Genomic DNA, 24,365 nt, shown 5'->3' on the forward strand with positions numbered 1-24,365 from the left:
GACAGTCAGGAAAAATCCTCTGTTGCGGATTTGTAATCTGTAGGAGCTGCCGCAGGGTGCGATCTTTTGAACTCGATCTCGAGCTTGAAAAACAAAATCAAAAGATCGCAGCCTGCGGCAGCTCCTACAGTTAAACTGCCGATCCCCTCAAGGAGCCCGCCATGCTGATTGTTGCCGACGAAAATATCCCGCTGCTCGATGCCTTTTTTGCCGGTTTCGGCGAGATCCGCCGGGTGCCGGGCCGTTCCATCGACCGTGTGACGGTCGAGCAGGCCGATGTGCTTCTGGTGCGTTCGGTGACCAACGTCAACCGCGCGTTGCTTGAAGGCAGCAAAGTGCGTTTCGTCGGCACGTGCACCATCGGTACCGATCATCTCGATCTCGATTATTTCAACGAGGCCGGCATCAGCTGGTCCAGTGCACCCGGTTGCAATGCGCGGGGCGTGGTCGATTACGTGCTCGGCAGCCTGATGACCCTGGCGGAAATCGAAGGCGTTGATTTGCCGCACCGTACGTACGGTGTGATCGGCGCGGGTGAAGTTGGCGGGCGGCTGATCAAGGTCCTCAAGGGCTTGGGCTGGAATGTCAAAGTTTGCGATCCGCCGCGTCAGGCAGCCGAGGGCGGCGATTACGTCAGCCTCGAGCAGATCATCGAGCAGTGCGACGTGATCAGCCTGCACACGCCGCTGACCCGTACCGGCGCAGGCGCGACCTGGCACCTGTTCGACGAGCAGCGTTTGCTCCAGCTCAAACCCGGCACCTGGCTGATCAACGCCGCCCGTGGGCCGGTGGTGGATAACGCCGCATTGCGCAAAGTGCTGCTGGAGCGCGAAGACCTGCAAGCGGTGCTCGATGTTTGGGAAGCCGAGCCTGAGGTCGATGTCGCCCTTGCCGAACTCTGCGTGTTGGCCACGCCGCACATTGCCGGTTACAGCCTCGATGGCAAACAGCGCGGGACGGCGCAGATCTATCAGGCTTATTGCGAATTTATCGGTCAGCCGCCGAGCATCCAGCTCAGTGACCTGCTGCCGGCACCGTGGCTGTCAGAAGTGACCCTGCACGCCGACAGCGATCCGGCCTGGGCGCTGGCGATGTTGTGCCGCGGGGTGTACGACCCACGCCGCGATGACGCGGATTTTCGCCGGAGTCTTGTAGGCAATGTCACTGAACAGCGTGCGGCCTTCGATGTGTTGCGCAAGCAGTATCCGGTGCGGCGCGAGATCGAGGGGTTGAAGGTGCGGATCGACGGTGATTCGCCGCAGTTGCAACAGATTGTGGCGGCGCTGGGGGCGGTGGCTGTCTGAAAATCCTGTAGGAGCTGCCGAAGGCTGCGATTTTTTGATCTTGCCTCTGAGAAACAAAATCAAAGGATCGCAGCCTTCGGCAGCTCCTACACAGAACAGAAGAGAACGGCAGGCAGAAAAAACCCGGCCAAACAGGGGCCGGGTCAGGAAGACGGTGGCTATATCACTTTTGTTCGGCAGGCTTGACCAATCGCTTCTCCAGTTCGCGGCACGCGTCCTGGATCATGTCTTCAGTGATCGGTACTTCACGCCCATCCTTGTCGATAATCGAGCAACCCAGAGGTTGGCCGGGCTTGGTGCGGATCACTTGAATCTTGTCATCGCTGCTGTGTTGCAAGGACATGGCCTGTCTCCTCATCAGGTTGTGCACGTAGATTAAAACCGCCACGTGACCAGGCTGTGACAACACCCTTGGGTCTGTCAAAAGCGGCACCTCCAGTCCAACAGAAATGACCGCTCGTCTCAACCGGGACATTAGACCAATAGCAACTATGGCCTAGTCTTTGGGGGCATATTTAACCTGACTCATTGTGATTTACAGAGTTCCGCCCCATAGAAGGTTTAGGCTAGCCCTTTCACCAACACGGATGTGTACCTGAATGATCTCGAAGCTTTCTTCCCGGCACCGTCGAGCGCTGAGCCTGACCAGCCGGTTTCTGGCGCCTTATCGTTGGCAAGTCGGCGCTGCACTGCTGGCGCTGATCGTCACCGCGGCCGTCACTTTGTCGATGGGGCAGGGGATCAAATTGCTGGTCGATCGGGGCTTCATGACGCAGTCGCCGCATCAACTGAACCAGAGCATCGGCATCTTCATGCTGATGGTGCTGGGCCTGGCGATCGGCACGTTTGCACGGTTTTACTGGGTATCGTGGATCGGTGAGCGCTGTGTGGCGGACATCCGGCGCGAGGTGTTCAACCATCTGGTCTATCTGCACCCTGGATTTTACGAAAACAACCGCAGTTCGGAGATTCAGTCACGACTGACCGCCGACACCACGTTGCTGCAATCGGTGATCGGCTCGTCACTGTCGATGTTTCTGCGCAACCTGTTGATGGTGATCGGCGGGGTTGTCCTGCTGTTTATCACCAACCCGAAACTCACCAGCATCGTGGTGATTGCCTTGCCGTTCGTGGTCGCGCCGATTCTGATTTTCGGTCGGCGCGTGCGTAATCTGTCGCGGCTGAGTCAGGACCGGGTGGCCGACATTGGCAGCTATGTCTCCGAAACCCTGGGCCAGATCAAGACCGTGCAAGCCTACAACCATCAGGTGCAGGACGAGCGGCGTTTTGCCACGACCGTCGAGGACGCGTTCGATACCGCGCGCAAGCGCATCTTTCAGCGCTCCTGGATGATCACCGTGGTGATCGTGCTGGTGCTCGGCGCGGTGGCGGTGATGTTGTGGGTCGGTGGCATGGACGTGATTGCCGGGCGCATTACCGGTGGCGAACTGGCGGCGTTCGTTTTCTACAGCCTGATCGTCGGCAGTGCGATCGGCACGTTGAGTGAAGTCATCGGCGAGTTGCAGCGTGCGGCGGGTGCCGCTGAGCGCATTGCGGAACTGCTCAGTTCGCAGAACATCATCCAGCCACCGAGCATCGGACTGGTGACATTGCCAGAACGGATCAAGGGCGATCTGCAATTGCAGAATGTGCGTTTCTCCTACCCGTCACGTCCGGACAGCTACGCCGTCAACGGCTTGAGCCTGACCATCAGGGCCGGCGAGACCCTGGCCCTTGTCGGGCCATCCGGGGCCGGCAAGTCCACGGTGTATGACTTGCTGTTGCGCTTCTACGACCCGCTTGAAGGCCGGATCCTGATAGATGGTGTGCCGCTGACCAGCCTCGACCCGCTGGATCTGCGGCGCAATTTCGCCCTGGTCTCGCAATCGCCTGCGCTGTTTTTCGGCAGCGTCGAAGAGAATATTCGTTACGGCAATGCAGATGCGACGCTGGAACAGGTCAAGGAAGCGGCAAGAATTGCCCACGCCCATGACTTCATCGAGAAGATGCCCAATGGCTATCAGACCCACTTGGGGGACGCCGGCCTCGGACTTTCCGGCGGCCAGCGTCAACGCCTGGCGATTGCCCGCGCGTTGCTGGTGGATGCGCCGATTCTGCTGCTGGACGAAGCCACCAGCGCCCTCGATGCGCAGAGCGAACACTTGATTCAGGAAGCGTTGCCAAGCCTGATGCAAAATCGCACCACATTGGTAATCGCGCATCGCCTGGCCACAGTGAAAAACGCCGACCGGATCGCGGTGATGGATCAGGGTAGCCTGGTGGCCATCGGTACCCATCAGGAACTGATCGTAAGCAATCCGCTGTATGCCCGGTTGGCAGCGCTGCAGTTCAACGACGGGCATGCGGTGGCGGTGTAGGAACTGCCGCAGATCTTTGCTGACGGCAAAAAAATGCCCGCATCGATTGATGCGGGCATTTTTCATTTCAGGTATTCAGCACCTGTCATTGATCGTCGAAATACCGCTCATGCCAGTCCACCAGCGGCTGCGGCGAATTGAGCTTCTGCCCGTAGATCACCGAGTATGACAGCACGTTTTGCACGTACTGGCGGGTTTCGTCGAACGGGATGCTTTCCACCCACACGTCGAAGCTCAGGTGATCGGCACCGCGCAGCCACTGGCGCACGCGGCCGGGGCCGGCGTTGTAGGCGGCGGAGGCCAGCACGCGGTTGCCGTTGAACTGGCTGTGCACCTGGCTCAGATAGGCGGCGCCGAGCTGGATGTTCTTGTCCGGATCGAGCACTTGCTGCGGCGAGGCCAGCGGGATGCTGAACTTGCGTGCGGTTTCCTTGGCAGTGCCGGGCATCAACTGCATCAGACCGCTGGCACCAACGCCGGAGCGGGCGTCGTCCATGAAGGCACTTTCCTGGCGAGTAATGGCGAACACCCAGCTCGAATGCAGGCCGCGCGTCTTGGCTTCACGCACCAGTGTGTCGCGGTGGGCCATCGGGAAGCGGATATCCAGGTCGTCCCAGTATTGCGCCTGACTGATGGTGCGGATGGCCGGGAAGTACCATTTCAGGTCGTAGGCCAGTTTGGCCTGAGCGACCATTTCGTCACGATTGAAATGGCGACTGACGTGATACCACTCGCGGCGACCGTCAACGATCTGCCCGCGCGCATGGAATTCCAGCGCGCGCCGCACGCCGGGAGTGTTACGCACCTTGTTGATGGTGGCCTGACTGAGTACCAGCGGCTTGTTCATCAGCGAGTAAGGCAGTTGCGAGCGGTCGGCAGCGAGGAAACCGTAGAAGTCGCGTTCCTTCGCCAGATTTTTGTACAGGGTCTGCGCTTCCGGGTTCTGCGGTTGCGCCAGTTCCAGGCTGCGGGCCTGCCAGTAACGCCAGCGGTTGGTGGTCGCCAGATCCTGTGGCAGACGACGAGTCAACTGATACGCATCGTCCCAGCGTGCCAGTCGCAGCAGCAAACGCAGGCGCCATTCGGACACGGTGTTGTCACGCAGTTCCGGATCGTATTTGGTCATCACGTCCAGCGCGCGGCTGTCGAAACGCCGGGCCAGGGTCAGGCCGATTTCCCGGGCAATCGCGACTTTCTCGTCACGGGAGAAATGCATGCTGCTGGCGTATCCGTCGAGCAGGGCCATGGCCTTGTCCGGATCCTGACGGGCGAGGCGGCGCAGGCCGAGGCTGACCACATCGGACATCGGCTCGTCGGCCGGGGTGAAGCGCGACGGCTGATTGAGCAGCTCGGGTTTCTGCGCCACATCTACCAGCAGCCGACCGCGCGGGGCGAGGGTGGTCAGGCCGTTGACCAGACTGTTGGCCAGTGGATAGTTACGCGCCTGGGCGGCGAGTTTGGTGCGTTCCCAGCGTTTCTGTTCGGTCAGCTGGCCGTCGGCGGCCCAGATCCCGAACAGCCCGTCACAGGCGGCCGGTTGCGATTTACCGGTCAGCCACAGTTTGTCGGCGTTGGCATAACCCTCGGCCTTGTGGCCACTGCTGATCTGGTACTGAGCATTGAGGCAGTCCAGTTCGGTGAAGTTGAGTTTCGGATCGTAATACTTGGTGAAAGTGGCCCAATCGCCACGGTCGGCGAGCCAGCGCAACCAGCGCAGCTTCATCCAGTTGGCCTGGGGCAGGTCGCCGTGCTCGGCGAGGAACTTCTCGATTTCGGCGTTGCTCGCGGTTTTCAGGCGCGCGGTCAGTTCGTCGTAGGCCAGATACGGTTCCAGCGGGTAATCGGCGAGGGCCTGGCTGTAACGGAAGTACGGGCCGGTATCGCCCTTGGCCAGGGCGCGTTTGGCTTCATCGTAATACTGGCGTTGGGTGGACAGGTCCACCGCCTGGGCGGATTGAGCGGCAGCGGCGGTAAGTAGCAAACAGGACAAGACACTGAAAAGGCGACTGCGCATGAGACATCCGGGCAGAGAAATCATGACAAGCACCGGCCGCGGCCAGTACTGAATTGTCTGTAGCTTAGCCTTTTGCCAGCAACGGGCGAAAGCTTTGCCGGTCCCGCAGCACAAGTTCGCAACAAATGTTGTGCAGAGTGCTTCGGCAGACAAATTGCCGGCCTGCTGAGAACCTGAATCAGGTAGAATGCGCGCCCGGTTTTTGGAGAAGCTCATGACCCTGCTCAAATTCAGCGATGTGTCCCTTGCATTCGGCGCGATGCCGTTGTTGGACAAGGTGTCCTGGCAGATCGCCCGTGGTGAGCGGGTGTGCATCATCGGCCGCAACGGCACTGGCAAATCCAGCATGATGAAACTGGTCAAGGGCGACCAGAAGCCCGATGACGGCTCGGTGTGGCGTGCCCCCGGTCTGAAAATCGGCGAATTGCCGCAAGAGTTGCCAGTGGCCGACGGGCGGACCGTATTCGACGTGGTTGCCGAAGGCCTCGACGGCGTTGGCGCCTTGCTCGCCGAATATCATCACCTGAGCCAGAACATCGTCACCGACGCCGATCTGGACAAGCTGATGCACGTCCAGCACGACCTCGAAGCCCGTGACGGCTGGCGCTTGCAGACCCTGGTCGACAGCACTCTGAGCCGCCTGCAACTGCCGGCCGACAAAACCCTCGCCGAGTTGTCCGGCGGCTGGCGTCGTCGCGTGCTGCTGGCGCAGGCATTGGTGTCCGAACCGGATCTGTTGCTGCTCGACGAGCCGACCAACCACCTGGACATCGGTGCGATTGCCTGGCTCGAAGAAGCCCTGAAGGATTTCCAGGGCGCCGTGCTGTTCATCACGCACGACCGTTCCTTCCTGCAGAACCTCGCCACGCGCATCCTCGAACTGGATCGCGGTGGCCTGATCGACTGGAACGGCGACTACGCCAGCTTCCTCGTGCACAAAGAAGCTGCGCTGGCCGCGGAAGAAACTGCCAACGCGCTGTTCGACAAGCGTCTGGCTCAGGAAGAAGTGTGGATCCGTCAGGGCATCAAGGCCCGTCGTACCCGTAACGAAGGCCGTGTGCGCGCCCTGAAAGCCCTGCGTGTTGAGCGCAGCGAGCGTCGCGAGCGTACCGGCAAGGCGAACATCCAGCTGGAAACCGCCGACAAGTCCGGCAAGCAAGTGATGGTGTTGGAGAATGTCAGCTTCCATCACCCGGACGGCCCGTACCTGATCAAGGACTTCTCGATGGTCCTGCAGCGCGGCGACCGTATCGGTCTGCTCGGCGCCAACGGTACCGGCAAGACCACCCTGCTGAAGCTGATGCTCAACGGTCTGCAACCGACCAGTGGCAAGGTGGAAGAGGGCACGCGCATCGATGTGGCCTACTTCGACCAGTTGCGCCATCAGCTGGATCTGGAAAAGACCGTGATCGACAACGTCGCCGAAGGTCGCGATTTCATCGATATCGACGGCCAGAGCCGCCACGTCCTGAGCTACCTCGGTGACTTCCTGTTCAGCCCGCAGCGTGCGCGCACGCCGGTCAAGGCGCTGTCCGGTGGCGAGCGTGCGCGTTTGCTGCTGGCCAAACTGTTCAGCAAACCGGCGAACCTGCTGGTCCTCGACGAGCCGACCAACGACCTCGACGTGGAAACCCTCGAGCTGCTCGAAGAAGTGCTGCTGACCTTTAACGGCACTGTGCTGATGGTCAGTCACGACCGGGCATTCCTCGACAACGTGGTCACCAGCACCCTGGTCTTCGAAGGTGAAGGCAAGGTGCGTGAATACGTCGGTGGCTATCAGGACTGGATCCGTCAGGGCGGTTCGCCGCGCCTGCTGGGCGTGACCGAGAGCAAGTCGGGCAAGGCTGATCTGAATTCGGCTGTGGTCACCGCTGAACCTGTCGTGGCTGCCGCACCTGCTGCTGCCGCGCCGGCAGCCAAGAAGAAGCTGAGCTACAAGCTGCAGCGCGAGCTGGAAGCATTGCCGGGCGACATCGATGCCAAGGAACAGCAGATCGCGGCCGTCGAAGCCGAAATGGCTGAAGCCGGCTTCTATCAGCGTCCGCCAGCAGAAACGGCCAAGGTGATTGCTTCGCTGGAGCAGTTGCAGGCTGAGCTGGATGCACTGTTGGAGCGTTGGGCCGAGCTGGATGCCTGATTGATCCGGCCATGAAAAAGCCCGGCGTTCAGTGATGAGCGCCGGGCTTTTCATATCCGGGTGGAGACCTAATGTGGGAGCGAGCCTGCTCGCGAATGCGGTATGTCATGCGGCATTAATGCTGATGTGCCGACGCCTTCGCGAGCAGGCTCGCTCCCACAATGATCAGTGTTTCAACGTTTGACCAGGTGTACCGCCAAAACATCGCAAGGCGCGCCGTGCAGCACGTCGTTGGCCGTGGAGCCCAGCAACAGTGCCAGACCGTGACGGCCATGGCTGCCGACCACGATAAGATCGCACGAGTTTTCCTTGGCGAAATGATGGATCTCCTGACGTGGCTGGCCATAGGTCAGGTGGCAATTGGCGCCTTCGAGCTCGGCATATTTGGCTTTCAGGCGCTCAAGACGCTCCTTGGCCTGATCGAACTGCTGCTGTTGCAGTTGTGACAGATCCATCGGCACATCGCCGCCGAACGCCATGGCCATCGGTTCGACGATATGCACCAGCGACAGCTTGGCGCCATTGCTCGCCGACAGCTCTCGGGCGCGGTGAATCACAGGGTCGCACTCTTCGGTCAGGTCTACGGCGACCAGGATATGGTTGTAGGGCATGAGGTGCTCCTCGTGACGGTTCAATATTGTTAAGTATGGCTGGTTTCAAGCGCATTGGTTCCAAAGTGACACAATGCGCTCACCTTAAGTCGGGAGTAGAGATATGACGGTCTGGTTGGTGGTGTCAATCCTGCTGGTGGTTTTGAGTCCACTGGCGTGGTTGCGCCCGTCGCGCGTGCAGAGCGGCCGGATGGCCCTGCGCATGGAGGCGCGACGCATCGGGCTGGCCATGCAGCTGGCGCCTCAGGAGTGGCCGCACTGGCTGTCTCAGGAGCCGCCCAGCCCGTGCGCGCAATATCATCGGCCACGGCGTGGCACTCAGCCGGCGTGCTGGACCTACTGGCAGAAATCGCCGGGGGTATGGGTCAATCAGTGGCAGGAAGTCTGCGAGGACCGGTTGCTGCTCGATCATTTTGAAAAGTTGCCGGGCAACGTGTTCAAGGTCGAGGCCGACAAGCAGATGATCGCGCTGTACTGGGGCGAGAAGGGCGAAGCCACGGTTTTGCAGGATATCGACGCGACTCTGAAAGCGCTGGCCTGACTCGCGGACTTTTCCCACTGCAAGGGTGGGGAGCGTCCGGCAGACGAGCAATAAAAAGCCCGACATGATTCATCGGGCGGGGTGGCCAGGCAGGCCGGTAACTGTTTTTGTCGCTGATTTGGCTTTTCGCGGTCAGCGATTCTCCCTGTAGTCCAGCCAGCGTAGCCTGTTAAACAAGGCTCGCAGGGAATTAGGGCGACTTTTCTAACTATTGATTCTATGAATGGCTTTGCACGCAGCTGCGTGTTGCGGATCTGTGTGCAACGGAAATGACCACAAAGTCGCATTTCAACCCGTATTTTGGGCGATTGACAATTGTTGGAAATTCCGTGAAGGTGACGTACCCAAATCAAACGGGCGTATGAATTGAGCGTTTGTCTTACAGACTGCTCCTACAGAATCCCGACTATCGCGTTGGCGGGTGTGCCGGGTGGATTGGCGTCAGCATCGACGAAAAAGCGTCCTGCCGAGCCATTTACCTGCGTCCGACGTGTACTGTTCAGCTTCCATATCGTGGAGATCAGTTGATGATTTACGAAGGTAAAGCCATCACGGTTAAAGCTCTTGAAAGTGGCATCGTCGAATTGAAATTCGACCTCAAGGGTGAGTCCGTCAACAAGTTCAACCGTCTTACCCTGAACGAACTGCGTCAGGCCGTGGACACCATCAAGGCAGATGCTTCGATCAAGGGCGTGATCGTCAGCAGTGGCAAGGACGTGTTCATCGTCGGCGCCGACATCACCGAATTTGTCGACAACTTCAAGCTGCCGGATGCCGAGCTGGTTGCTGGCAATCTCGAAGCCAACAAGATCTTCAGCGATTTCGAAGACCTCAACGTTCCGACCGTGGCCGCGATCAACGGCATCGCCCTGGGTGGTGGTCTGGAAATGTGCCTGGCGGCGGACTACCGCGTCATGTCGACCAAGGCCAAGATCGGTCTGCCGGAAGTCAAACTGGGCATCTACCCAGGCTTCGGCGGTACTGTGCGTCTGCCACGTCTGATCGGCGTCGATAACGCCATCGAGTGGATTGCCGCCGGCAAGGAAAACCGTCCTGAAGACGCGCTGAAAGTCAGCGCCGTCGACGCCGTGGTTGCTCCGGAGAAGCTGCAGGAAGCTGCCCTTGAACTGATCAAGCGCGCCATCTCCGGCGAGTTTGATTACAAGGCCAAGCGTCAGCCAAAACTTGAAAAACTCAAGTTGAACGCCATTGAGCAGATGATGGCTTTCGAAACCGCCAAAGGTTTTGTGGCAGGGCAGGCTGGCCCGAATTACCCGGCGCCGGTCGAAGCGATCAAGACCATCCAGAAAGCCGCGAACTTCGGTCGTGACAAGGCGCTGGAAGTCGAAGCCGCCGGTTTCGTCAAACTGGCCAAGACCTCTGCCGCGCAGAGCTTGATCGGTCTGTTCCTGAACGATCAGGAGCTGAAGAAAAAGGCCAAGGCCTACGACGAAATCGCCAAGGACGTGAAGCAGGCTGCCGTACTGGGCGCCGGCATCATGGGTGGCGGCATCGCTTATCAGTCGGCCTCCAAAGGTACGCCGATCCTGATGAAGGACATCAACGAGCACGGTATCGAGCAGGGGCTGGCCGAAGCCGCCAAACTGCTGGTTGGTCGCGTTGACAAAGGCCGCATGACCGCCGCGAAAATGGCTGAAGTGCTCAACGGTATTCGTCCGACCCTGTCCTACGGTGACTTCGGTCACGTCGATCTGGTTGTTGAAGCCGTGGTCGAGAACCCGAAGGTCAAGCAAGCGGTACTGGCTGAAGTCGAAGACAAGGTCAAAGAGGACACCATCCTCGCGTCCAACACCTCGACCATTTCCATCAGCCTGCTGGCCAAGGCCCTCAAGCGCCCGGAAAACTTCGTCGGCATGCACTTCTTCAACCCGGTGCACATGATGCCGCTGGTGGAAGTGATCCGTGGCGAGAAGTCCAGCGAGCTGGCGATTGCCACAACCGTTGCCTACGCCAAGAAAATGGGCAAGAACCCGATCGTCGTCAACGACTGCCCGGGCTTCCTGGTCAACCGCGTTCTGTTCCCGTACTTCGGCGGTTTCGCCAAGCTGGTCAGCGCTGGTGTGGATTTCGTCCGCATCGATAAAGTCATGGAAAAATTCGGCTGGCCGATGGGCCCGGCGTACCTGATGGACGTGGTCGGCATCGACACCGGTCACCACGGTCGTGACGTGATGGCTGAAGGTTTCCCGGATCGCATGAAGGATGACCGTCGTTCGGCCATCGACGTGCTTTACGAAGCCAAGCGTCTGGGCCAGAAGAACGGCAAGGGCTTCTACGCCTACGAAGCCGACAAGAAAGGCAAGCAGAAGAAGGTTGCCGATCCGTCGGTGCTGGAAGTGCTCAAGCCGATCGTTTACGAGCAGCGCGAAGTCACTGACGAAGACATCATCAACTGGATGATGATCCCGCTGTGCCTGGAAACCGTGCGCTGCCTGGAAGACGGCATCGTTGAAACCGCCGCCGAAGCCGACATGGGTCTGGTCTACGGTATCGGTTTCCCTCCATTCCGTGGCGGTGCGCTGCGCTACATCGATTCGATCGGTGTGGCCGAGTTCGTTGCCCTGGCTGACCAGTACGCTGATTTGGGCGCGCTGTACCACCCGACCGCGAAGCTGCGCGAAATGGCCAAAAACGGCCAGAGCTTCTTCGGTTAAGCGCCCCCAACTAGAGTGAGAGTGAACTTATGAGCTTGAATCCTAGAGACGTCGTGATTGTCGACTTCGGTCGTACTCCGATGGGCCGCTCCAAGGGCGGCATGCACCGCAACACCCGCGCCGAAGACATGTCGGCGCACCTGATCAGCAAACTGCTGGAACGCAACGCCAAGGTCGATCCTGCTGAAGTCGAGGACGTGATCTGGGGCTGTGTGAACCAGACCCTGGAGCAGGGCTGGAACATCGCGCGCATGGCGTCGCTGATGACCCAGATTCCGCACACCTCGGCCGGCCAGACCGTCAGCCGTCTGTGCGGCTCGTCGATGAGTGCCCTGCACACTGCAGCGCAAGCGATCATGACCGGCAACGGTGACGTATTCGTGGTTGGCGGCGTCGAGCATATGGGCCACGTGAGCATGATGCACGGTGTCGATCCGAACCCGCACATGTCGCTGTACGCGGCGAAAGCCTCGGGCATGATGGGCCTCACCGCTGAAATGCTCGGCAAGATGCACGGCATCACTCGTGAGCAGCAGGACGCCTTTGGCGTGCGCTCCCACCAGCTCGCCCATAAGGCGACGCTTGAAGGCAAGTTCAAAGACGAAATCATCCCGATGCAGGGCTACGACGAAAACGGCTTCCTGAAGCTGTTCGACTACGACGAAACCATTCGTCCGGAAACCACTCTGGAAAGCCTGGCGGCTCTCAAGCCTGCCTTCAATCCAAAGGGCGGCACCGTGACTGCCGGTACTTCGTCGCAGATCACCGATGGTGCTTCGTGCATGATCGTGATGTCGGCGCAGCGTGCGCAGGATCTGGGGATCCAGCCGATGGCCGTGATCCGTTCGATGGCAGTGGCGGGTGTGGACCCGGCAATCATGGGCTATGGTCCAGTGCCGGCTACACAAAAAGCCCTGAAGCGTGCGGGCCTTGGCATCAACGATATCGACTTCTTCGAGCTCAACGAAGCTTTCGCTGCACAGGCCCTGCCAGTGCTGAAAGATCTGAAAGTGCTCGACAAGATGAACGAGAAGGTTAACCTGCACGGCGGCGCGATCGCCCTGGGTCACCCGTTCGGTTGCTCCGGTGCCCGTATTTCCGGCACCTTGCTGAACGTGATGAAGCAGAATGGCGGCACCTTCGGGGTGGCCACCATGTGCATTGGTCTCGGCCAAGGCATCTCCACCGTCTTCGAACGCGTTTAAGCGTCTCGTCGATGGAAGCCGGGGCCCAGTGCCCCGGTTTTTGTTTTTGCGGATTTATTTTTGTATTTATTTTGAAAAAATTTGAGTGAGGGCCGAAGCATGCCGATACAACCTGGGCTCTACCAACATTACAAAGGTCCGCAGTACCGCGTATTCAGTGTTGCGCGGCACTCCGAGACCGAAGAGGAAGTGGTGTTTTACCAAGCCCTGTATGGCGATTACGGCTTTTGGGTGCGCCCTTTGAGCATGTTCGTCGAGTCGGTCGAGGTTGACGGCGAGCAGGTGCCACGCTTTGCTTTGGTGCACGCCGAACCGAGCCTTTTTTCCAAGGCATAAGGCGAGTGCGCACAGAACCCTGTGCTTGACCTCACCTTGTAGCCACTATATATAGCGGTGCCGCGTCAGGCGCCAACCGCCTTTCACTTCTAGAATTCAGGAATTTTCTGATCCATGGGCAAATCGCTGGTCATTGTGGAATCCCCGGCTAAGGCCAAGACCATCAACAAGTATCTGGGCAACCAATACGTGGTGAAGTCGAGTATCGGCCATATCCGAGACCTGCCCACCAGCGGTTCGGCTAGCGCCAGCAAAGAGCCAGCCGCCAAGCGCGGCAAGGCTGCCGCGGGCGAGGGGCCGGTGCTCACGCCGAAAGAGAAAGCGCGCAAGCAACTGGTCTCGCGCATGGGTGTCGATCCCGATCATGGCTGGAAAGCCCAGTACGAGATCCTCCCGGGTAAAGAGAAGGTCATCGAAGAGCTGCGCCGGCTCGCCAAGGATGCTGACACCATCTATCTCGCAACCGACTTGGATCGCGAGGGGGAAGCCATTGCCTGGCACCTGCGCGAAGCCATTGGTGGTGACGACAGCCGCTACAAGCGCGTGGTGTTCAACGAAATCACCAAGAAGGCGATTCAGGAAGCTTTCTCCGAGCCGGGCGAGCTGGACATTGATCGTGTAAATGCCCAGCAGGCGCGTCGTTTCCTCGACCGCGTCGTGGGTTACATGGTCTCGCCGTTGCTGTGGGCCAAGATCGCCCGTGGCCTGTCAGCCGGTCGCGTGCAATCGGTTGCCGTGAAACTGGTGGTGGAGCGTGAGCGTGAGATTCGTGCATTCAACCCGGAAGAGTACTGGGAAGTGCACGCTGATCTTGGCACCGCCAAGGGTTCGACCGTACGTTTCGAAGTGGCGCGCGAGAAGGGTGAAGCCTTCAAACCGCTGAACGAAGCTCAGGCCACAGCCGCGCTGGAGAAGCTCAAGTCCTCCAGCTACAGCATCGTCAAGCGCGAAGACAAACCGACCAGCAGCAAGCCGTCGGCGCCGTTCATCACCTCCACCCTGCAGCAGGCCGCGAGCAACCGCCTGGGCTTCGGCGTGAAGAAAACCATGATGATGGCCCAGCGTCTGTACGAAGCCGGCTACATCACTTATATGCGTACCGACTCGACCAACCTCTCGGCTGATGCCGTGGCGATGGCGCGTACCTATATCGAGGACGAGTTCGGCAAGAAGTACCTGCCGGAAACACCGAACGTCTACAGCAGCAAGGAAGGCGCACAAGAGGCTCACGAAGCGATTCGTCCTTCCGATGCCAATACCACGCCAAGCAAGCTTGCAGGCATGGAGCGCGATGCTGAGCGCCTCTACGAGTTGATCTGGCGCCAGTTCCTCGCTTGCCAGATGCTGCCGGCGCAATATCTGTCGACCACCGTCAGCGTTGCCGCTGGCGACTTCGAGCTGCGTGCCAAAGGCCGCATCCTCAAGTTCGACGGTTACACCCGCGTTCTGCCGCAAATCACCAAGCCTGGCGATGACGATGTTCTGCCGGACATGGCGCAGGGCGATGCGATGAAGCTGATCAAGCTCGATCCGTCGCAGCATTTCACCAAGCCGCCGGCCCGTTACTCGGAAGCCAGCCTGGTCAAGGAAATGGAAAAACGCGGCATCGGTCGTCCTTCGACTTACGCAGCGATCATTTCGACCATTCAGGATCGCGGCTACGTGACCCTGCACAACCGTCGTTTCTACTCGGAAAAGATGGGCGATATCGTCACCGAGCGTCTGTCGGAGAGCTTCTCGAACCTCATGGACTACGGCTTCACCGCCGGCATGGAAGAGAACCTCGATGATGTGGCTCAGGGCGAGCGCGACTGGAAAAACGTGCTGGACGAGTTCTACGGCGACTTCAAGAAGAAGCTCGAAGTGGCCGAGAACCCGGAAAGCGGCATGCGTGCCAACCAGCCGGTCATGACTGACATTCCGTGCACCACGTGCGGTCGTCCGATGCAGATCCGTACGGCATCGACCGGCGTGTTCCTCGGTTGCTCGGGCTACAGCCTGCCGCCAAAAGAGCGCTGCAAGGCCACCGTCAACCTGGTGCCGGGCGACGAGATCGCTGCGGACGACGAGGGCGAGTCGGAGTCGCTGGTGCTGCGCGGCAAGCATCGCTGCCCGATCTGCAGCACCGCGATGGACGCCTACCTGCTCGACGAGAAGCGCAAACTGCACATCTGCGGTAACAACCCGGATTGTGCCGGCTATGAAATCGAAGAGGGCAACTACCGCATCAAGGGCTACGAAGGTCCGAGCCTGGAATGCGACAAGTGCGGCAGCGAGATGCAGCTCAAGACCGGCCGTTTCGGCAAGTTCTTCGGCTGCACCAACCCGACCTGCAAGAACACCCGCAAACTGCTGAAGAGTGGTGACGCGGCGCCGCCGAAGATGGACCCGGTGAAGATGCCTGAGCTGAAATGTGAAAAGGTCAACGACACCTACATTCTGCGCGACGGTGCTTCCGGTCTGTTCCTGGCGGCCAGCCAGTTCCCGAAAAACCGCGAGACTCGTGCTCCGCTGGTGATCGAGATTCTGCCGCACAAGGATGAGATCGATCCGAAGTACCACTTCCTCTGCGAAGCACCGCAGAAGGATCCTGATGGTCTGCCGGCAGTAATCCGTTACAGCCGCAAGACCAAGGAGCAATATGTGCAGACCGAGGTCGACGGCAAGCCTACCGGCTGGAAGGCTTACTACGACGGTGGCAAGTGGACTGTTGAAGACAAGCGCACAAAAGCCAAGGCTGAGTAAGCGCTAGCCTGATCCACAAAAGGCCGCATGATGACTCTCGGGTTTTCATGTGGCCTTTTTGTTTTGTGCTTGCGGTGGGATCGGCTGATCCATGACACTGTCCGGCCTGTGTGACGCAATTATTTCGCTGTGGAGACTGCCGGCATGGCGCACGAACTCTATACCCGCACCAATCAGAAGATCTATTTCGCCGGCCTGTCGCTGGAGGCTCTGGCTCGCGCCGAAGAGGGGCGGGCGATGAATTCGTTGGCGCTGATTCAGGCTGGCCGTGAATCAGCATTGTTTCACCTCTATGGCGCGCTTCTGGGACTGTGTCACGAGATCGCCGGTTTCTATCGTCTGCCTCAGGCCAATGCATCGCGAGCCGAAGCGTTGCTGACTCGCGAAGTCCTGGAATCGATTGCGATCCCGGAACTGGCCGAGATGGTTGAGCTGGCTGGTAACCCTGAAACCTGGCTGGCGAAATTGCTGGCGGCGCACTCAGCGTTGTTTCAGCCGCCACGGGTGCCCCACAAGCCCAAGGGTGATGTGACACAGCCATTGATTCAGGCCATTAATCTCGATGAAGAAGAGGCGCCGCAGGAGTTGAGTCGGGAAGAGCTGGAGAGCTGGCGGCAGAATCTCAAGGGCCTGGCAATCCGCTTTCGCGAAGGCTTGAACGAATGCTGAGGACAATTGACACGGTGGCAATCTGAAACATGCTGCTGGTCAAGATCCCGAGCGAAGCCCGAATGATGTCTATATAATCCCTGCCTTTCGTGGAGAACAGACCTATATGCCAACGTCCTTTCTAGAAATTGTCGAGTTACCAGACGGCCGAATCGAACTGCGCAGGGCTGAGGACGAGGGTTCTCTGGTGACGCTGGATTTCTCCGAGGATGCCAAAGCATTCCTGCAAGGCCAGCATGTGGAAATCGCGAAAGCGATGTTGAGCGTCGGCGTACAGATGGCCGGCCGTATGGTCGAAGGCGAATTTGATAAGGAAGAAGGGCCGCGGGTTCTTCACTGAGATCCGCCTGTCGGCGCTTGCCGCTGCAACATCAGATCGGCTTCTCTGTCCCTGGAGAAGCCCTGCGCTTCACACAGCGCGCGTTACAAGTGAATCAACCCAATCGAATGTTCAGGCTCTGAGCGTCGCCCGTGCGGGCTGCGCTGATCAGTTGTTGCCGTGAACTTGTGTTCAGCGGATTGAGCCAGGTTACCACCGTATGGCTACGACCCAGGCGCAGTGCTTCGCAGGCCAGTTGCTGAGCGCTTTGCGCACCACGAGGTTGCAGTAGCAGAATGCGTTCACGGTTCAGGCCGGCCTCTCGCAGCCAGATCTGGGTCAGGCTGGCTGGAGGGGCGATCAGCGTCAGCCAGCGTGCATCCTGATCCTCGCTCAGTTCGCGAAGGATCGGGGCCAGCAGGTTCAGGCAGTTCCCGGTCGCACCGCGCAGTGACAGCTCACTGAATACTTCCGGTTCGGCAATCCATGGGCGCTCGACCACATCTTTCAGGATCGGTGCCATCGGTTGTGCCAGAAACGCTTCGAATAGAGGCAGTTGTGTTTGCTGGGGTGTGTGTGGGAACTGCATAAAGCCTCCTTTAGCGGCGGATTACGCCGACACTCAAGCCTTCGATCACCAGTTCCTGATCTTTCAGGTCGACTTCGATAGGGGCGAACTCAGGGTTTTCGGCAATCAACCAGACTTTGCTGCCTTCGCGCTTGAAGCGCTTGACCGTCACTTCATCGCCGATCCGTGCAACCACCACCTGGCCATTGCGTGCTTCGCGGGTGGTGTGAACCGCCAGCAGGTCACCGTCGAAAATGCCGATGTCCTTCATGCTCATGCCGTGTACGCGCAACAGGTAATCGGCCCGTGGGTGAAAGAACGCAGGATTGATGTTGCAGGACTCTTCGATGTGCTGCTGGGCGAGGATCGGTGCGCCGGCAGCGACCCGGCCAATGATCGGCAGGGTAGAGTCGTCAGCCTTGGCTTCGAAACCGGGGATGCGAATGCCGCGGGAGGCGCCCGGGGTCATCTCGATAGCGCCTTTGCGGGCCAGGGCCTTGAGGTGTTCTTCCGCCGCATTGGGCGACTTGAAACCCAGTTCCTGAGCGATTTCCGCGCGGGTTGGCGGGTAGCCGTTGTCTTCGAGGCAGCGTTTGATAAAGGCCAGAATCTCGGCTTGGCGTGGCGTCAGCTTTAGCATATTGATCGCTCTGTCTTTTTATACAGTGACTGGGATTATATACAGTGAAGCGGTCTTGGCAATGCCCGTTTTTTGCAGCCCGCCGGACGGTCGGTTCCCGTGCTTATTAATGCGCCGGTCGAGTGTGGTTAAATAGCTGACCGACCATTCCCAAAACGAACTGGCAGGCTTGACAAGGCACAGGCTGAAACGTATGTTTCAAACAAGTGTTTGTCAGGCGGAGTAGCCATGGCCCAGTCGGAAACCGTTGAACGCATTCTTGATGCTGCCGAGCAGTTGTTCGCGGAGAAAGGTTTCGCTGAAACCTCATTGCGTTTGATCACCAGCAAGGCCGGGGTAAACCTGGCGGCGGTGAATTATCATTTCGGCTCCAAGAAAGCGCTGATCCAGGCGGTTTTCTCGCGCTTCCTCGGGCCGTTCTGCATCAGCCTCGATAAAGAGCTGGAGCGTCGCCAGGCCAAGCCTGAAAACAAGCCGACCCTTGAAGAGTTGCTGGAAATCCTCGTCGAGCAAGCGCTCGTGGTGCAGCCACGCAGCGGTAACGACCTGTCGATCTTCATGCGTTTGCTCGGTTTGGCGTTCAGCCAGAGCCAGGGTCACCTGCGTCGTTATCTGGAAGACATGTACGGTAAGGTGTTCCGCCGCTACATGCTGTTGGTCAACGAAGCGGCTCCGCGCATCCCGCCAATCGAGCTGTTCTGGCGCGTGCACTTCATGCTCGGCGCTGCGGCGTTCAGCATGTCCGGGATCAAGGCCTTGCGCGCGATTGCCGAGACCGACTTCGGCGTCAACACCTCGATCGAACAAGTGATGCGTCTGATGGTGCCGTTCCTTGCCGCCGGCATGCGTGCCGAAACCGGTGTCACCGACCCCGCGATGGCGACTGCGCAGCTTCGCCCGCGCAGCAAATCGACTCCGGTGGCCGCCAAGGTTTAACCGCACACGGGTGGGCGCGGCTGCTTGTATCCGCTAAGCTAGCCGCCCATGCCGACTTTCGTTCTGAACCCGATCTCCATAGAAATTATTGGCCTGCCGAGCCCTGCTCACGGTAGCGATTTCTGGCGGATCGGGTTTTTCGTTTTCAAGGAATCTCTATGACTGCTGGCCTGCAAGGCTCGTTGATGGTGGACGTCGCCGGTACTTGGCTGACGGCCGAAGATCGCCAATTGTTGCGCCAGCCCGAAGTGGGCGGCCTGATCATTTTCGCGCGCAACATCGAGCACCCGCGCCAAGTGCGCGAGCTGAGTGCTGCGATCCGCGCCATTCGCCCGGATCTGCTGCTGGCGGTCGACCAGGAGGGCGGCCGGGTGCAGCGTCTGCGTCAGGGCTTCGTGCGCCTGCCCGCGATGCGTGCCATCGCCGACAACCCGAACGCCGAATACCTCGCCGAACAATGCGGCTGGGTCATGGCCACCGAAGTGTTGGCGGTCGGCCTCGACCTGAGTTTCGCCCCGGTGCTGGATCTGGATTACCAGCGCAGCGCCGTGGTCGGCACTCGTTCGTTCGAAGGGGATCCCGAGCGCGCAGCGTTGCTCGCCGGCGCCTTCATCCGCGGCATGAACAGCGCGGGCATGGCCGCTACCGGCAAGCATTTCCCCGGTCACGGTTGGGCCGAAGCCGACTCCCACGTCGCGATCCCGAATGACGAGCGCAGTCTCGACGAGATCCGCGCCAACGACCTCGTACCGTTCGCCAGACTCAGCAAGCAACTCGCTGCGGTCATGCCGGCGCACGTCATCTATCCGCAAGTCGATTCGCAGCCGGCCGGGTTCTCCCGTCGCTGGTTGCAGGACATCCTGCGCGGCGAGTTGCAGTTTGACGGCGTGATCTTCAGCGACGACCTTTCGATGGCCGGCGCCCACGTGGTCGGCGACGCTGCCAGCCGGATCGAAGCCGCGTTGACTGCCGGTTGCGACATGGGCCTGGTGTGCAATGACCGCGCTGCGGCCGAACTGGCCCTGAGTGCTGCGCAACGGATGAAGGTCAAACCGTCCGCACGCATTGCGCGGATGCGCGGGCAGGCGTTCGCCAGTACCGATTACCGCCAGGATCCGCGCTGGCTCACCGCCATCGGCGCGCTCAAAGACGCTCAACTGATCGATTAAGGATTTTTGCTATGACGGTTTACGCAATCATCGGTGGCACCGGCCTGACCCAGCTCGAAGGCCTGAGCATTCGTCAGTCGTTGGCGGTGGATACGCCTTACGGTTCGCCGTCGGCTGAAGTGCAGATCGGGGAATATGCCGGCAAGGAAGTGCTGTTCCTCGCCCGTCACGGCCATCCCCATCGTTTCCCGCCGCACAAGGTCAACTACCGCGCCAACCTGTGGGCGCTGAAGCAGGCCGGCGCCGAGGCGATCATCGCGGTCAACGCGGTGGGCGGGATCCATCCGGCCATGGGCACCGGGCATTTCTGTGTGCCACACCAGATCGTCGATTACACCAGCGGTCGCGAACACACGTTTTTCGCCGATGATCTGGAGCACGTCACCCATATCGATTTCAGCTTCCCTTACAGTGAGCCGCTGCGTCAGCAATTGATCGTCGCGCTGGCTGCCGAAGGCTGCGAATACAGCGATCAGGGCGTGTACGCCTGCACCCAGGGCCCGCGTCTGGAAACCGTGGCCGAGATCGTGCGTCTGGAGCGTGACGGTTGCGACATCGTCGGCATGACCGGCATGCCGGAAGCGGCATTGGCTCGTGAGCTGGATCTGGATTACGCCTGCCTGTCGCTGGTGGTGAATCCGGCGGCGGGCAAGACCACGGCGGTGATCACCATGGCCGAGATCGAGCAGGCGCTGCATGACGGGATGGGCAAGGTGAAATCGACGTTGGCGCGGGTGTTGGCCAGCTAAGGACTGTCCATGAGCAGTTTCATCGAGCGGCTTAAAGGGCTGGCATGGACTCACGCATTCAGTAGCAAGGCGTTGGCCAAGGCCCGCGCTTATGCTGCCGATGATCGGGTAGAGATCATCGAGATCGATGACAGGAAAATCGAGGCGTTCTGCGTCGGTTCGGAAACACAGGCGTATGAACAAAGCATCTACCTGTCCGATGATCGCCTGGGATCGGTTAATTTGCGTTGCTTATGCACCTGCCCCGTCGCGATTGATTGCAAGCACTGCGCGGCGGTGCTCTATCACCTACAGGGCATTGACGACGATACGTCCGAAGGTGACGCACAGATCCCCTTGGGTCGGGCGCTGGAGCATTGGCTTTCGACAGTCCCCGTCCCGGCCAGGCCCGTCGACGAAGGGGCGCAAACCGCGGGCACGCGCCTGTTTTACAAACTCAAACCCACGTCTGCGAACGGCAAGTGGTTGCTTGATATTTTCAAGGTCTATCAGCTCAAGAGCGGCGAGTTACGCGAAGTAAAACCGATGTATTCGCTGTCGGACATGCTCATGCGTCAGCCCGGTTATCTGTCCGACCTGGATCTGCGCGTTGCCAGGCTGTTGGTCGCCATGCATTCCCATCACGCCTATTACAGCGGCTATCCGCTGGAAGGCAGCAGTGGCGCGGAACTGCTGGAAATGCTCCTGCGCACCTCGCGCCTGTTCCTCGACTTCGAAAACTTGCAGCCACTGACGCCGGGCGCGAAACGCATGGGTCTGTTCTCTTGGGCCGAGCAGGCCGATGGTGGGTTCCGCGCCCAGTGGAGCAGTGCCGAGGCTGCGCAGGAAACCGTGCTGGCGCTGGAGCCGCTTTATTACATCGATCGTGAGCAGCGACAGGTTGGCCCTCTGTTCAGTGAGTTGGAAGAAAAACTGGCCTGCCATTTGACCCTCGCCCCAGACATCCCGGCGCGTCAGGCGATGCAGTTCAGCCATCGCATGAGCGCGATGACCAAAATCCCGCCGCCGCACAAGCTCACCGAACGAATCATCGATGACGTGCTTCCGCAGCCGCAACTGACCTTGGTCAGCGGCCGGGAGCGTTCGCGCTGGGAATACGTTCTGGAGCACCGCGCCGCTCTGGTGTTTACCTACAACGGTCATCCGGCGGTGGATCGTAATCCGGAAGTGATGATCCTCAATGGCACTGAAACCCAGCGCATTCGACGCCAGCCTGCGATGGAAAAGAAGCTGCGCCAGAGCCTGCAAAAGCTCGGCTTCAAAAAAGCCACGCGCAAGAGCGCTATGGATCGTCTCGGCGAGATGTTCACCTTGCCGGATGATTCCGCCTGGCTCGGATTCATGCATGAAGGGCTTGCCACACTGCGCGCCGCGGACTGGGAAATCGAAATCAGTCCCGGCTTCCATTTCGATGTGCAGCCGGTCGAACACTGGTACGCGGAGGTCGAAGAAGAGGCCGGGCATCAATGGTTTGATCTGCAACTGGGCATCGTCGTCAATGGCGAGCGCTACAGCTTGTTGCCGATCCTTCTGCATCTGTTGCGCACCCAGCCACGTTTGCTCGACCCGGCGAATCTGGCGCAACGCAGCGACGACGAAAAACTCCTGATCGAACTCAAGCCCAGCGGTTTTGGCGACCCGGCAGGCGCCAAGGTGGCGTTGCCGCTGAGTCGGGTCAAACCGCTGATGGCGACGCTGGGCGAGCTGTACCTGGGCGGACATCAGGGCGATGCGCTGCGCTTGACTGCTCCAGACGCCGCGCGCCTGAGTATGCTCGATGGCATGCCACTGGAATGGCAGGGCGGCGAACGCCTGCGCACTTTTGCCAAGCGGCTGCACAATTCCAGTCACACCCATATTGGTGCGCCGGCCGGCCTTAATGCGCAACTGCGCCCATATCAGCTCGAAGGCCTTGGCTGGATGCAGACTCTGCGGGAGCTGGAGGTCGGCGGCATTCTTGGCGATGACATGGGCTTGGGCAAAACCCTGCAGACCCTGGCGCATCTGCTCACGGAAAAGCACGCTGGTCGCCTCGATTGCCCGGCACTGGCGGTGATGCCGACCAGCCTGATTCCCAACTGGCTCGACGAGGCCCAGCGCTTCACGCCTCAGTTGAAGGTCCTGGCGCTGCATGGGGCCGGGCGGCAAAAAGACTTCGCCAATCTCGCCGAATACGACTTGGTGCTGACCACTTACGCCTTGCTGCCCAGGGATCTTGAAACGTTGCGGCCGCAGTCGTGGAGCGTGCTGATTCTCGACGAAGCGCAGAACATCAAGAACCCGCTGAGCAAAGCGGCGCAGGCCGCACGTGACTTGCAGGCCCGTCAGCGCTTGTGTCTGAGCGGCACGCCACTGGAAAACCATCTCGGCGAGCTGTGGTCGCAGTTTCATTTCCTCATGCCTGGCTGGCTGGGCGACAGCAAATCCTTCAACCGCGATTACCGCACACCGATCGAGAAGCATGGCAATGTCCAGCGCATGCAGCACCTGACGGCGCGCATCAAGCCGTTTCTGCTGCGTCGCAAGAAAGATCAGGTCGCCACTGAGCTGCCGCCGAAAACCGAAATCATCCATTGGGTTGAACTCAGCGACGGCCAGCGCGACGTCTATGAAACGGTGCGCGTGGCGATGGACAAAAAAGTGCGCGATGAAATTGCCCGCAGCGGTGTGGCGCGCAGTCAAATCATCATTCTTGATGCCTTGCTCAAGCTGCGTCAGGTCTGCTGCGATCTGCGCTTGATCAACATGCCTCTCACGGCGAAGGCATTGCGCTCGGGCAGCGGCAAGCTGATCAGCCTGATGGAGATGCTCGAAGAGTTGCTCGGCGAAGGTCGGCGCATCCTGCTGTTCTCCCAGTTCACCTCGATGCTGGCGCTGATCGAGCAGGAGTTGCAGCAGCGCGCTATCGGTTATTCGTTGCTGACTGGCGACACCACCGACCGGCGCACGCCAGTCAAGAATTTCCAGGGCGGCAAGGTGCCGTTGTTCCTCATCAGCCTCAAGGCTGGCGGTACCGGTCTGAACCTGACGGCTGCGGACACGGTGATCCACTTCGACCCGTGGTGGAACCCGGCAGTGGAGAATCAGGCAACTGATCGCGCTTATCGTATCGGGCAGAACAATCCGGTGTTTGTTTACAAGTTGATTGCCAAAGGTACCGTGGAGGAAAAAATCCAGGCGCTGCAGCAGGAGAAGGCTGCGCTGGCCGGGGCGGTGCTTGAAGGTGGTACGACGGGTGGATTCAAACTGGAACAGAGTGATATCGAAGCGCTGTTTGCGCCGTTGCCCGCTTCCAGGCAGTAAGCTTCAGTTTGAACCTTCAACTGAGGTGATCCGTTCGCGAGCAGGCTCGCTCCCACAAGGGGAAAT

19 protein-coding genes are annotated in these 24,365 nt (G+C 59.6%); 14 read left to right on the plus strand and 5 right to left on the minus strand.

Features of this window, described 5'->3' with window-relative positions:
• Window positions 1–161 precede the first annotated feature (161 nt).
• Complete coding sequence (pdxB, locus tag CRO59_RS05470; RefSeq protein WP_097088539.1) at window positions 162–1,304, plus strand: 4-phosphoerythronate dehydrogenase PdxB; 1,143 nt, start codon at window positions 162–164, stop codon at window positions 1,302–1,304.
• A 163-nt stretch (window positions 1,305–1,467) separates the two neighbouring features.
• Here pdxB and CRO59_RS05475 read toward each other — a convergent pair whose 3' ends face one another.
• On the minus strand, window positions 1,468–1,647 hold the full coding sequence (locus tag CRO59_RS05475) for a PA1571 family protein (RefSeq protein ID WP_027611439.1): 180 nt from the start codon (window positions 1,645–1,647) through the stop codon (window positions 1,468–1,470).
• Between the two features lie 256 nt (window positions 1,648–1,903).
• Between CRO59_RS05475 and CRO59_RS05480 the strand changes: the two genes are divergently transcribed.
• Window positions 1,904–3,682, plus strand: coding sequence for an ABC transporter transmembrane domain-containing protein (locus CRO59_RS05480; RefSeq protein ID WP_097088541.1), 1,779 nt, complete (start codon window positions 1,904–1,906; stop codon window positions 3,680–3,682).
• 85 nt (window positions 3,683–3,767) lie between these two features.
• Here CRO59_RS05480 and CRO59_RS05485 read toward each other — a convergent pair whose 3' ends face one another.
• Window positions 3,768–5,696: a transglycosylase SLT domain-containing protein gene (locus CRO59_RS05485; protein ID WP_097088543.1), complete on the minus strand. Its 1,929-nt coding sequence runs from the start codon at window positions 5,694–5,696 to the stop codon at window positions 3,768–3,770.
• A 214-nt stretch (window positions 5,697–5,910) separates the two neighbouring features.
• Between CRO59_RS05485 and CRO59_RS05490 the strand changes: the two genes are divergently transcribed.
• Complete coding sequence (locus CRO59_RS05490; protein ID WP_096797179.1) at window positions 5,911–7,833, plus strand: ATP-binding cassette domain-containing protein; 1,923 nt, start codon at window positions 5,911–5,913, stop codon at window positions 7,831–7,833.
• Between the two features lie 173 nt (window positions 7,834–8,006).
• Here CRO59_RS05490 and CRO59_RS05495 read toward each other — a convergent pair whose 3' ends face one another.
• Window positions 8,007–8,444 carry a universal stress protein gene (locus tag CRO59_RS05495; RefSeq protein WP_027611443.1) on the minus strand — a complete coding sequence of 146 codons (438 nt, stop codon included), beginning with the start codon at window positions 8,442–8,444 and terminating at the stop codon, window positions 8,007–8,009.
• 103 nt (window positions 8,445–8,547) lie between these two features.
• Here CRO59_RS05495 and CRO59_RS05500 point away from each other — a divergent pair, with 103 nt between their 5' ends.
• The 7 genes from CRO59_RS05500 (at window position 8,548) to CRO59_RS05535 (ending at window position 16,955) form a co-directional block, all read left to right on the plus strand.
• The gene (locus tag CRO59_RS05500) at window positions 8,548–8,985 is read left to right on the plus strand and encodes a hypothetical protein (protein ID WP_027611444.1); all 438 of its coding nucleotides are present in this window, start codon (window positions 8,548–8,550) and stop codon (window positions 8,983–8,985) included.
• Window positions 8,986–9,512: 527 nt separating this feature from the next.
• A complete protein-coding gene (fadB, locus tag CRO59_RS05510; RefSeq protein ID WP_024013640.1) occupies window positions 9,513–11,660 on the plus strand; it encodes a fatty acid oxidation complex subunit alpha FadB in 2,148 nt (715 codons plus the stop codon).
• Window positions 11,661–11,689: 29 nt separating this feature from the next.
• Window positions 11,690–12,865 (plus strand): acetyl-CoA C-acyltransferase FadA, encoded by a 1,176-nt coding sequence (fadA, locus tag CRO59_RS05515; RefSeq protein WP_097088545.1) that lies wholly within the window; start codon window positions 11,690–11,692, stop codon window positions 12,863–12,865.
• A gap of 99 nt (window positions 12,866–12,964) precedes the next feature.
• Window positions 12,965–13,201: a DUF1653 domain-containing protein gene (locus tag CRO59_RS05520; RefSeq protein WP_027611446.1), complete on the plus strand. Its 237-nt coding sequence runs from the start codon at window positions 12,965–12,967 to the stop codon at window positions 13,199–13,201.
• A 114-nt stretch (window positions 13,202–13,315) separates the two neighbouring features.
• On the plus strand, window positions 13,316–15,946 hold the full coding sequence (topA, locus tag CRO59_RS05525) for a type I DNA topoisomerase (protein ID WP_096797175.1): 2,631 nt from the start codon (window positions 13,316–13,318) through the stop codon (window positions 15,944–15,946).
• Between the two features lie 144 nt (window positions 15,947–16,090).
• Window positions 16,091–16,615 (plus strand): DUF6586 family protein, encoded by a 525-nt coding sequence (locus CRO59_RS05530; protein ID WP_097088548.1) that lies wholly within the window; start codon window positions 16,091–16,093, stop codon window positions 16,613–16,615.
• Window positions 16,616–16,721: 106 nt separating this feature from the next.
• Window positions 16,722–16,955, plus strand: a complete 234-nt coding sequence (locus CRO59_RS05535) for a hypothetical protein (RefSeq protein ID WP_003226592.1) — start codon at window positions 16,722–16,724, stop codon at window positions 16,953–16,955.
• A 94-nt stretch (window positions 16,956–17,049) separates the two neighbouring features.
• Here CRO59_RS05535 and sulA read toward each other — a convergent pair whose 3' ends face one another.
• Together sulA and lexA are read right to left on the minus strand one after the other, a co-directional pair.
• Entirely contained in the window at window positions 17,050–17,523 is a 474-nt protein-coding gene (gene sulA / locus CRO59_RS05540) for an SOS-induced cell division inhibitor SulA (protein WP_097088550.1), read from the minus strand.
• 10 nt (window positions 17,524–17,533) lie between these two features.
• A complete protein-coding gene (gene lexA / locus CRO59_RS05545; RefSeq protein ID WP_003226590.1) occupies window positions 17,534–18,142 on the minus strand; it encodes a transcriptional repressor LexA in 609 nt (202 codons plus the stop codon).
• Between the two features lie 228 nt (window positions 18,143–18,370).
• On the opposite strand from lexA, the gene CRO59_RS05550 reads away from it, so the two are divergent.
• From CRO59_RS05550 to CRO59_RS05565, 4 genes are all read left to right on the plus strand, one after another.
• Window positions 18,371–19,078 carry a TetR/AcrR family transcriptional regulator gene (locus tag CRO59_RS05550; RefSeq protein ID WP_007961819.1) on the plus strand — a complete coding sequence of 236 codons (708 nt, stop codon included), beginning with the start codon at window positions 18,371–18,373 and terminating at the stop codon, window positions 19,076–19,078.
• A 158-nt stretch (window positions 19,079–19,236) separates the two neighbouring features.
• A complete protein-coding gene (gene nagZ, locus CRO59_RS05555; RefSeq protein ID WP_041068989.1) occupies window positions 19,237–20,247 on the plus strand; it encodes a beta-N-acetylhexosaminidase in 1,011 nt (336 codons plus the stop codon).
• Window positions 20,248–20,258: 11 nt separating this feature from the next.
• Window positions 20,259–20,996, plus strand: a complete 738-nt coding sequence (locus tag CRO59_RS05560; protein WP_027611451.1) for an S-methyl-5'-thioinosine phosphorylase — start codon at window positions 20,259–20,261, stop codon at window positions 20,994–20,996.
• Window positions 20,997–21,005: 9 nt separating this feature from the next.
• Window positions 21,006–24,299 carry a DEAD/DEAH box helicase gene (locus CRO59_RS05565; RefSeq protein WP_097088552.1) on the plus strand — a complete coding sequence of 1,098 codons (3,294 nt, stop codon included), beginning with the start codon at window positions 21,006–21,008 and terminating at the stop codon, window positions 24,297–24,299.
• Window positions 24,300–24,365: the final 66 nt, after the last annotated feature.

It is taken from the genome of Pseudomonas sp. LAMO17WK12:I5 (genome assembly GCF_900215165.1).
Classification (GTDB): domain Bacteria; phylum Pseudomonadota; class Gammaproteobacteria; order Pseudomonadales; family Pseudomonadaceae; genus Aquipseudomonas; species Aquipseudomonas putida_A.

Coding starts and splice junctions, on each gene's coding strand:
- pdxB (WP_097088539.1), top strand. CDS start 162: ATGCTGATTGTTGCCGACGAAAATATCCCGCTGCTCGATGCCTTTTTT.
- CRO59_RS05475 (WP_027611439.1), bottom strand. CDS start 1,647: ATGTCCTTGCAACACAGCAGCGATGACAAGATTCAAGTGATCCGCACC.
- CRO59_RS05480 (WP_097088541.1), top strand. CDS start 1,904: ATGATCTCGAAGCTTTCTTCCCGGCACCGTCGAGCGCTGAGCCTGACC.
- CRO59_RS05485 (WP_097088543.1), bottom strand. CDS start 5,696: ATGCGCAGTCGCCTTTTCAGTGTCTTGTCCTGTTTGCTACTTACCGCC.
- CRO59_RS05490 (WP_096797179.1), top strand. CDS start 5,911: ATGACCCTGCTCAAATTCAGCGATGTGTCCCTTGCATTCGGCGCGATG.
- CRO59_RS05495 (WP_027611443.1), bottom strand. CDS start 8,444: ATGCCCTACAACCATATCCTGGTCGCCGTAGACCTGACCGAAGAGTGC.
- CRO59_RS05500 (WP_027611444.1), top strand. CDS start 8,548: ATGACGGTCTGGTTGGTGGTGTCAATCCTGCTGGTGGTTTTGAGTCCA.
- fadB (WP_024013640.1), top strand. CDS start 9,513: ATGATTTACGAAGGTAAAGCCATCACGGTTAAAGCTCTTGAAAGTGGC.
- fadA (WP_097088545.1), top strand. CDS start 11,690: ATGAGCTTGAATCCTAGAGACGTCGTGATTGTCGACTTCGGTCGTACT.
- CRO59_RS05520 (WP_027611446.1), top strand. CDS start 12,965: ATGCCGATACAACCTGGGCTCTACCAACATTACAAAGGTCCGCAGTAC.
- topA (WP_096797175.1), top strand. CDS start 13,316: ATGGGCAAATCGCTGGTCATTGTGGAATCCCCGGCTAAGGCCAAGACC.
- CRO59_RS05530 (WP_097088548.1), top strand. CDS start 16,091: ATGGCGCACGAACTCTATACCCGCACCAATCAGAAGATCTATTTCGCC.
- CRO59_RS05535 (WP_003226592.1), top strand. CDS start 16,722: ATGCCAACGTCCTTTCTAGAAATTGTCGAGTTACCAGACGGCCGAATC.
- sulA (WP_097088550.1), bottom strand. CDS start 17,523: ATGCAGTTCCCACACACACCCCAGCAAACACAACTGCCTCTATTCGAA.
- lexA (WP_003226590.1), bottom strand. CDS start 18,142: ATGCTAAAGCTGACGCCACGCCAAGCCGAGATTCTGGCCTTTATCAAA.
- CRO59_RS05550 (WP_007961819.1), top strand. CDS start 18,371: ATGGCCCAGTCGGAAACCGTTGAACGCATTCTTGATGCTGCCGAGCAG.
- nagZ (WP_041068989.1), top strand. CDS start 19,237: ATGACTGCTGGCCTGCAAGGCTCGTTGATGGTGGACGTCGCCGGTACT.
- CRO59_RS05560 (WP_027611451.1), top strand. CDS start 20,259: ATGACGGTTTACGCAATCATCGGTGGCACCGGCCTGACCCAGCTCGAA.
- CRO59_RS05565 (WP_097088552.1), top strand. CDS start 21,006: ATGAGCAGTTTCATCGAGCGGCTTAAAGGGCTGGCATGGACTCACGCA.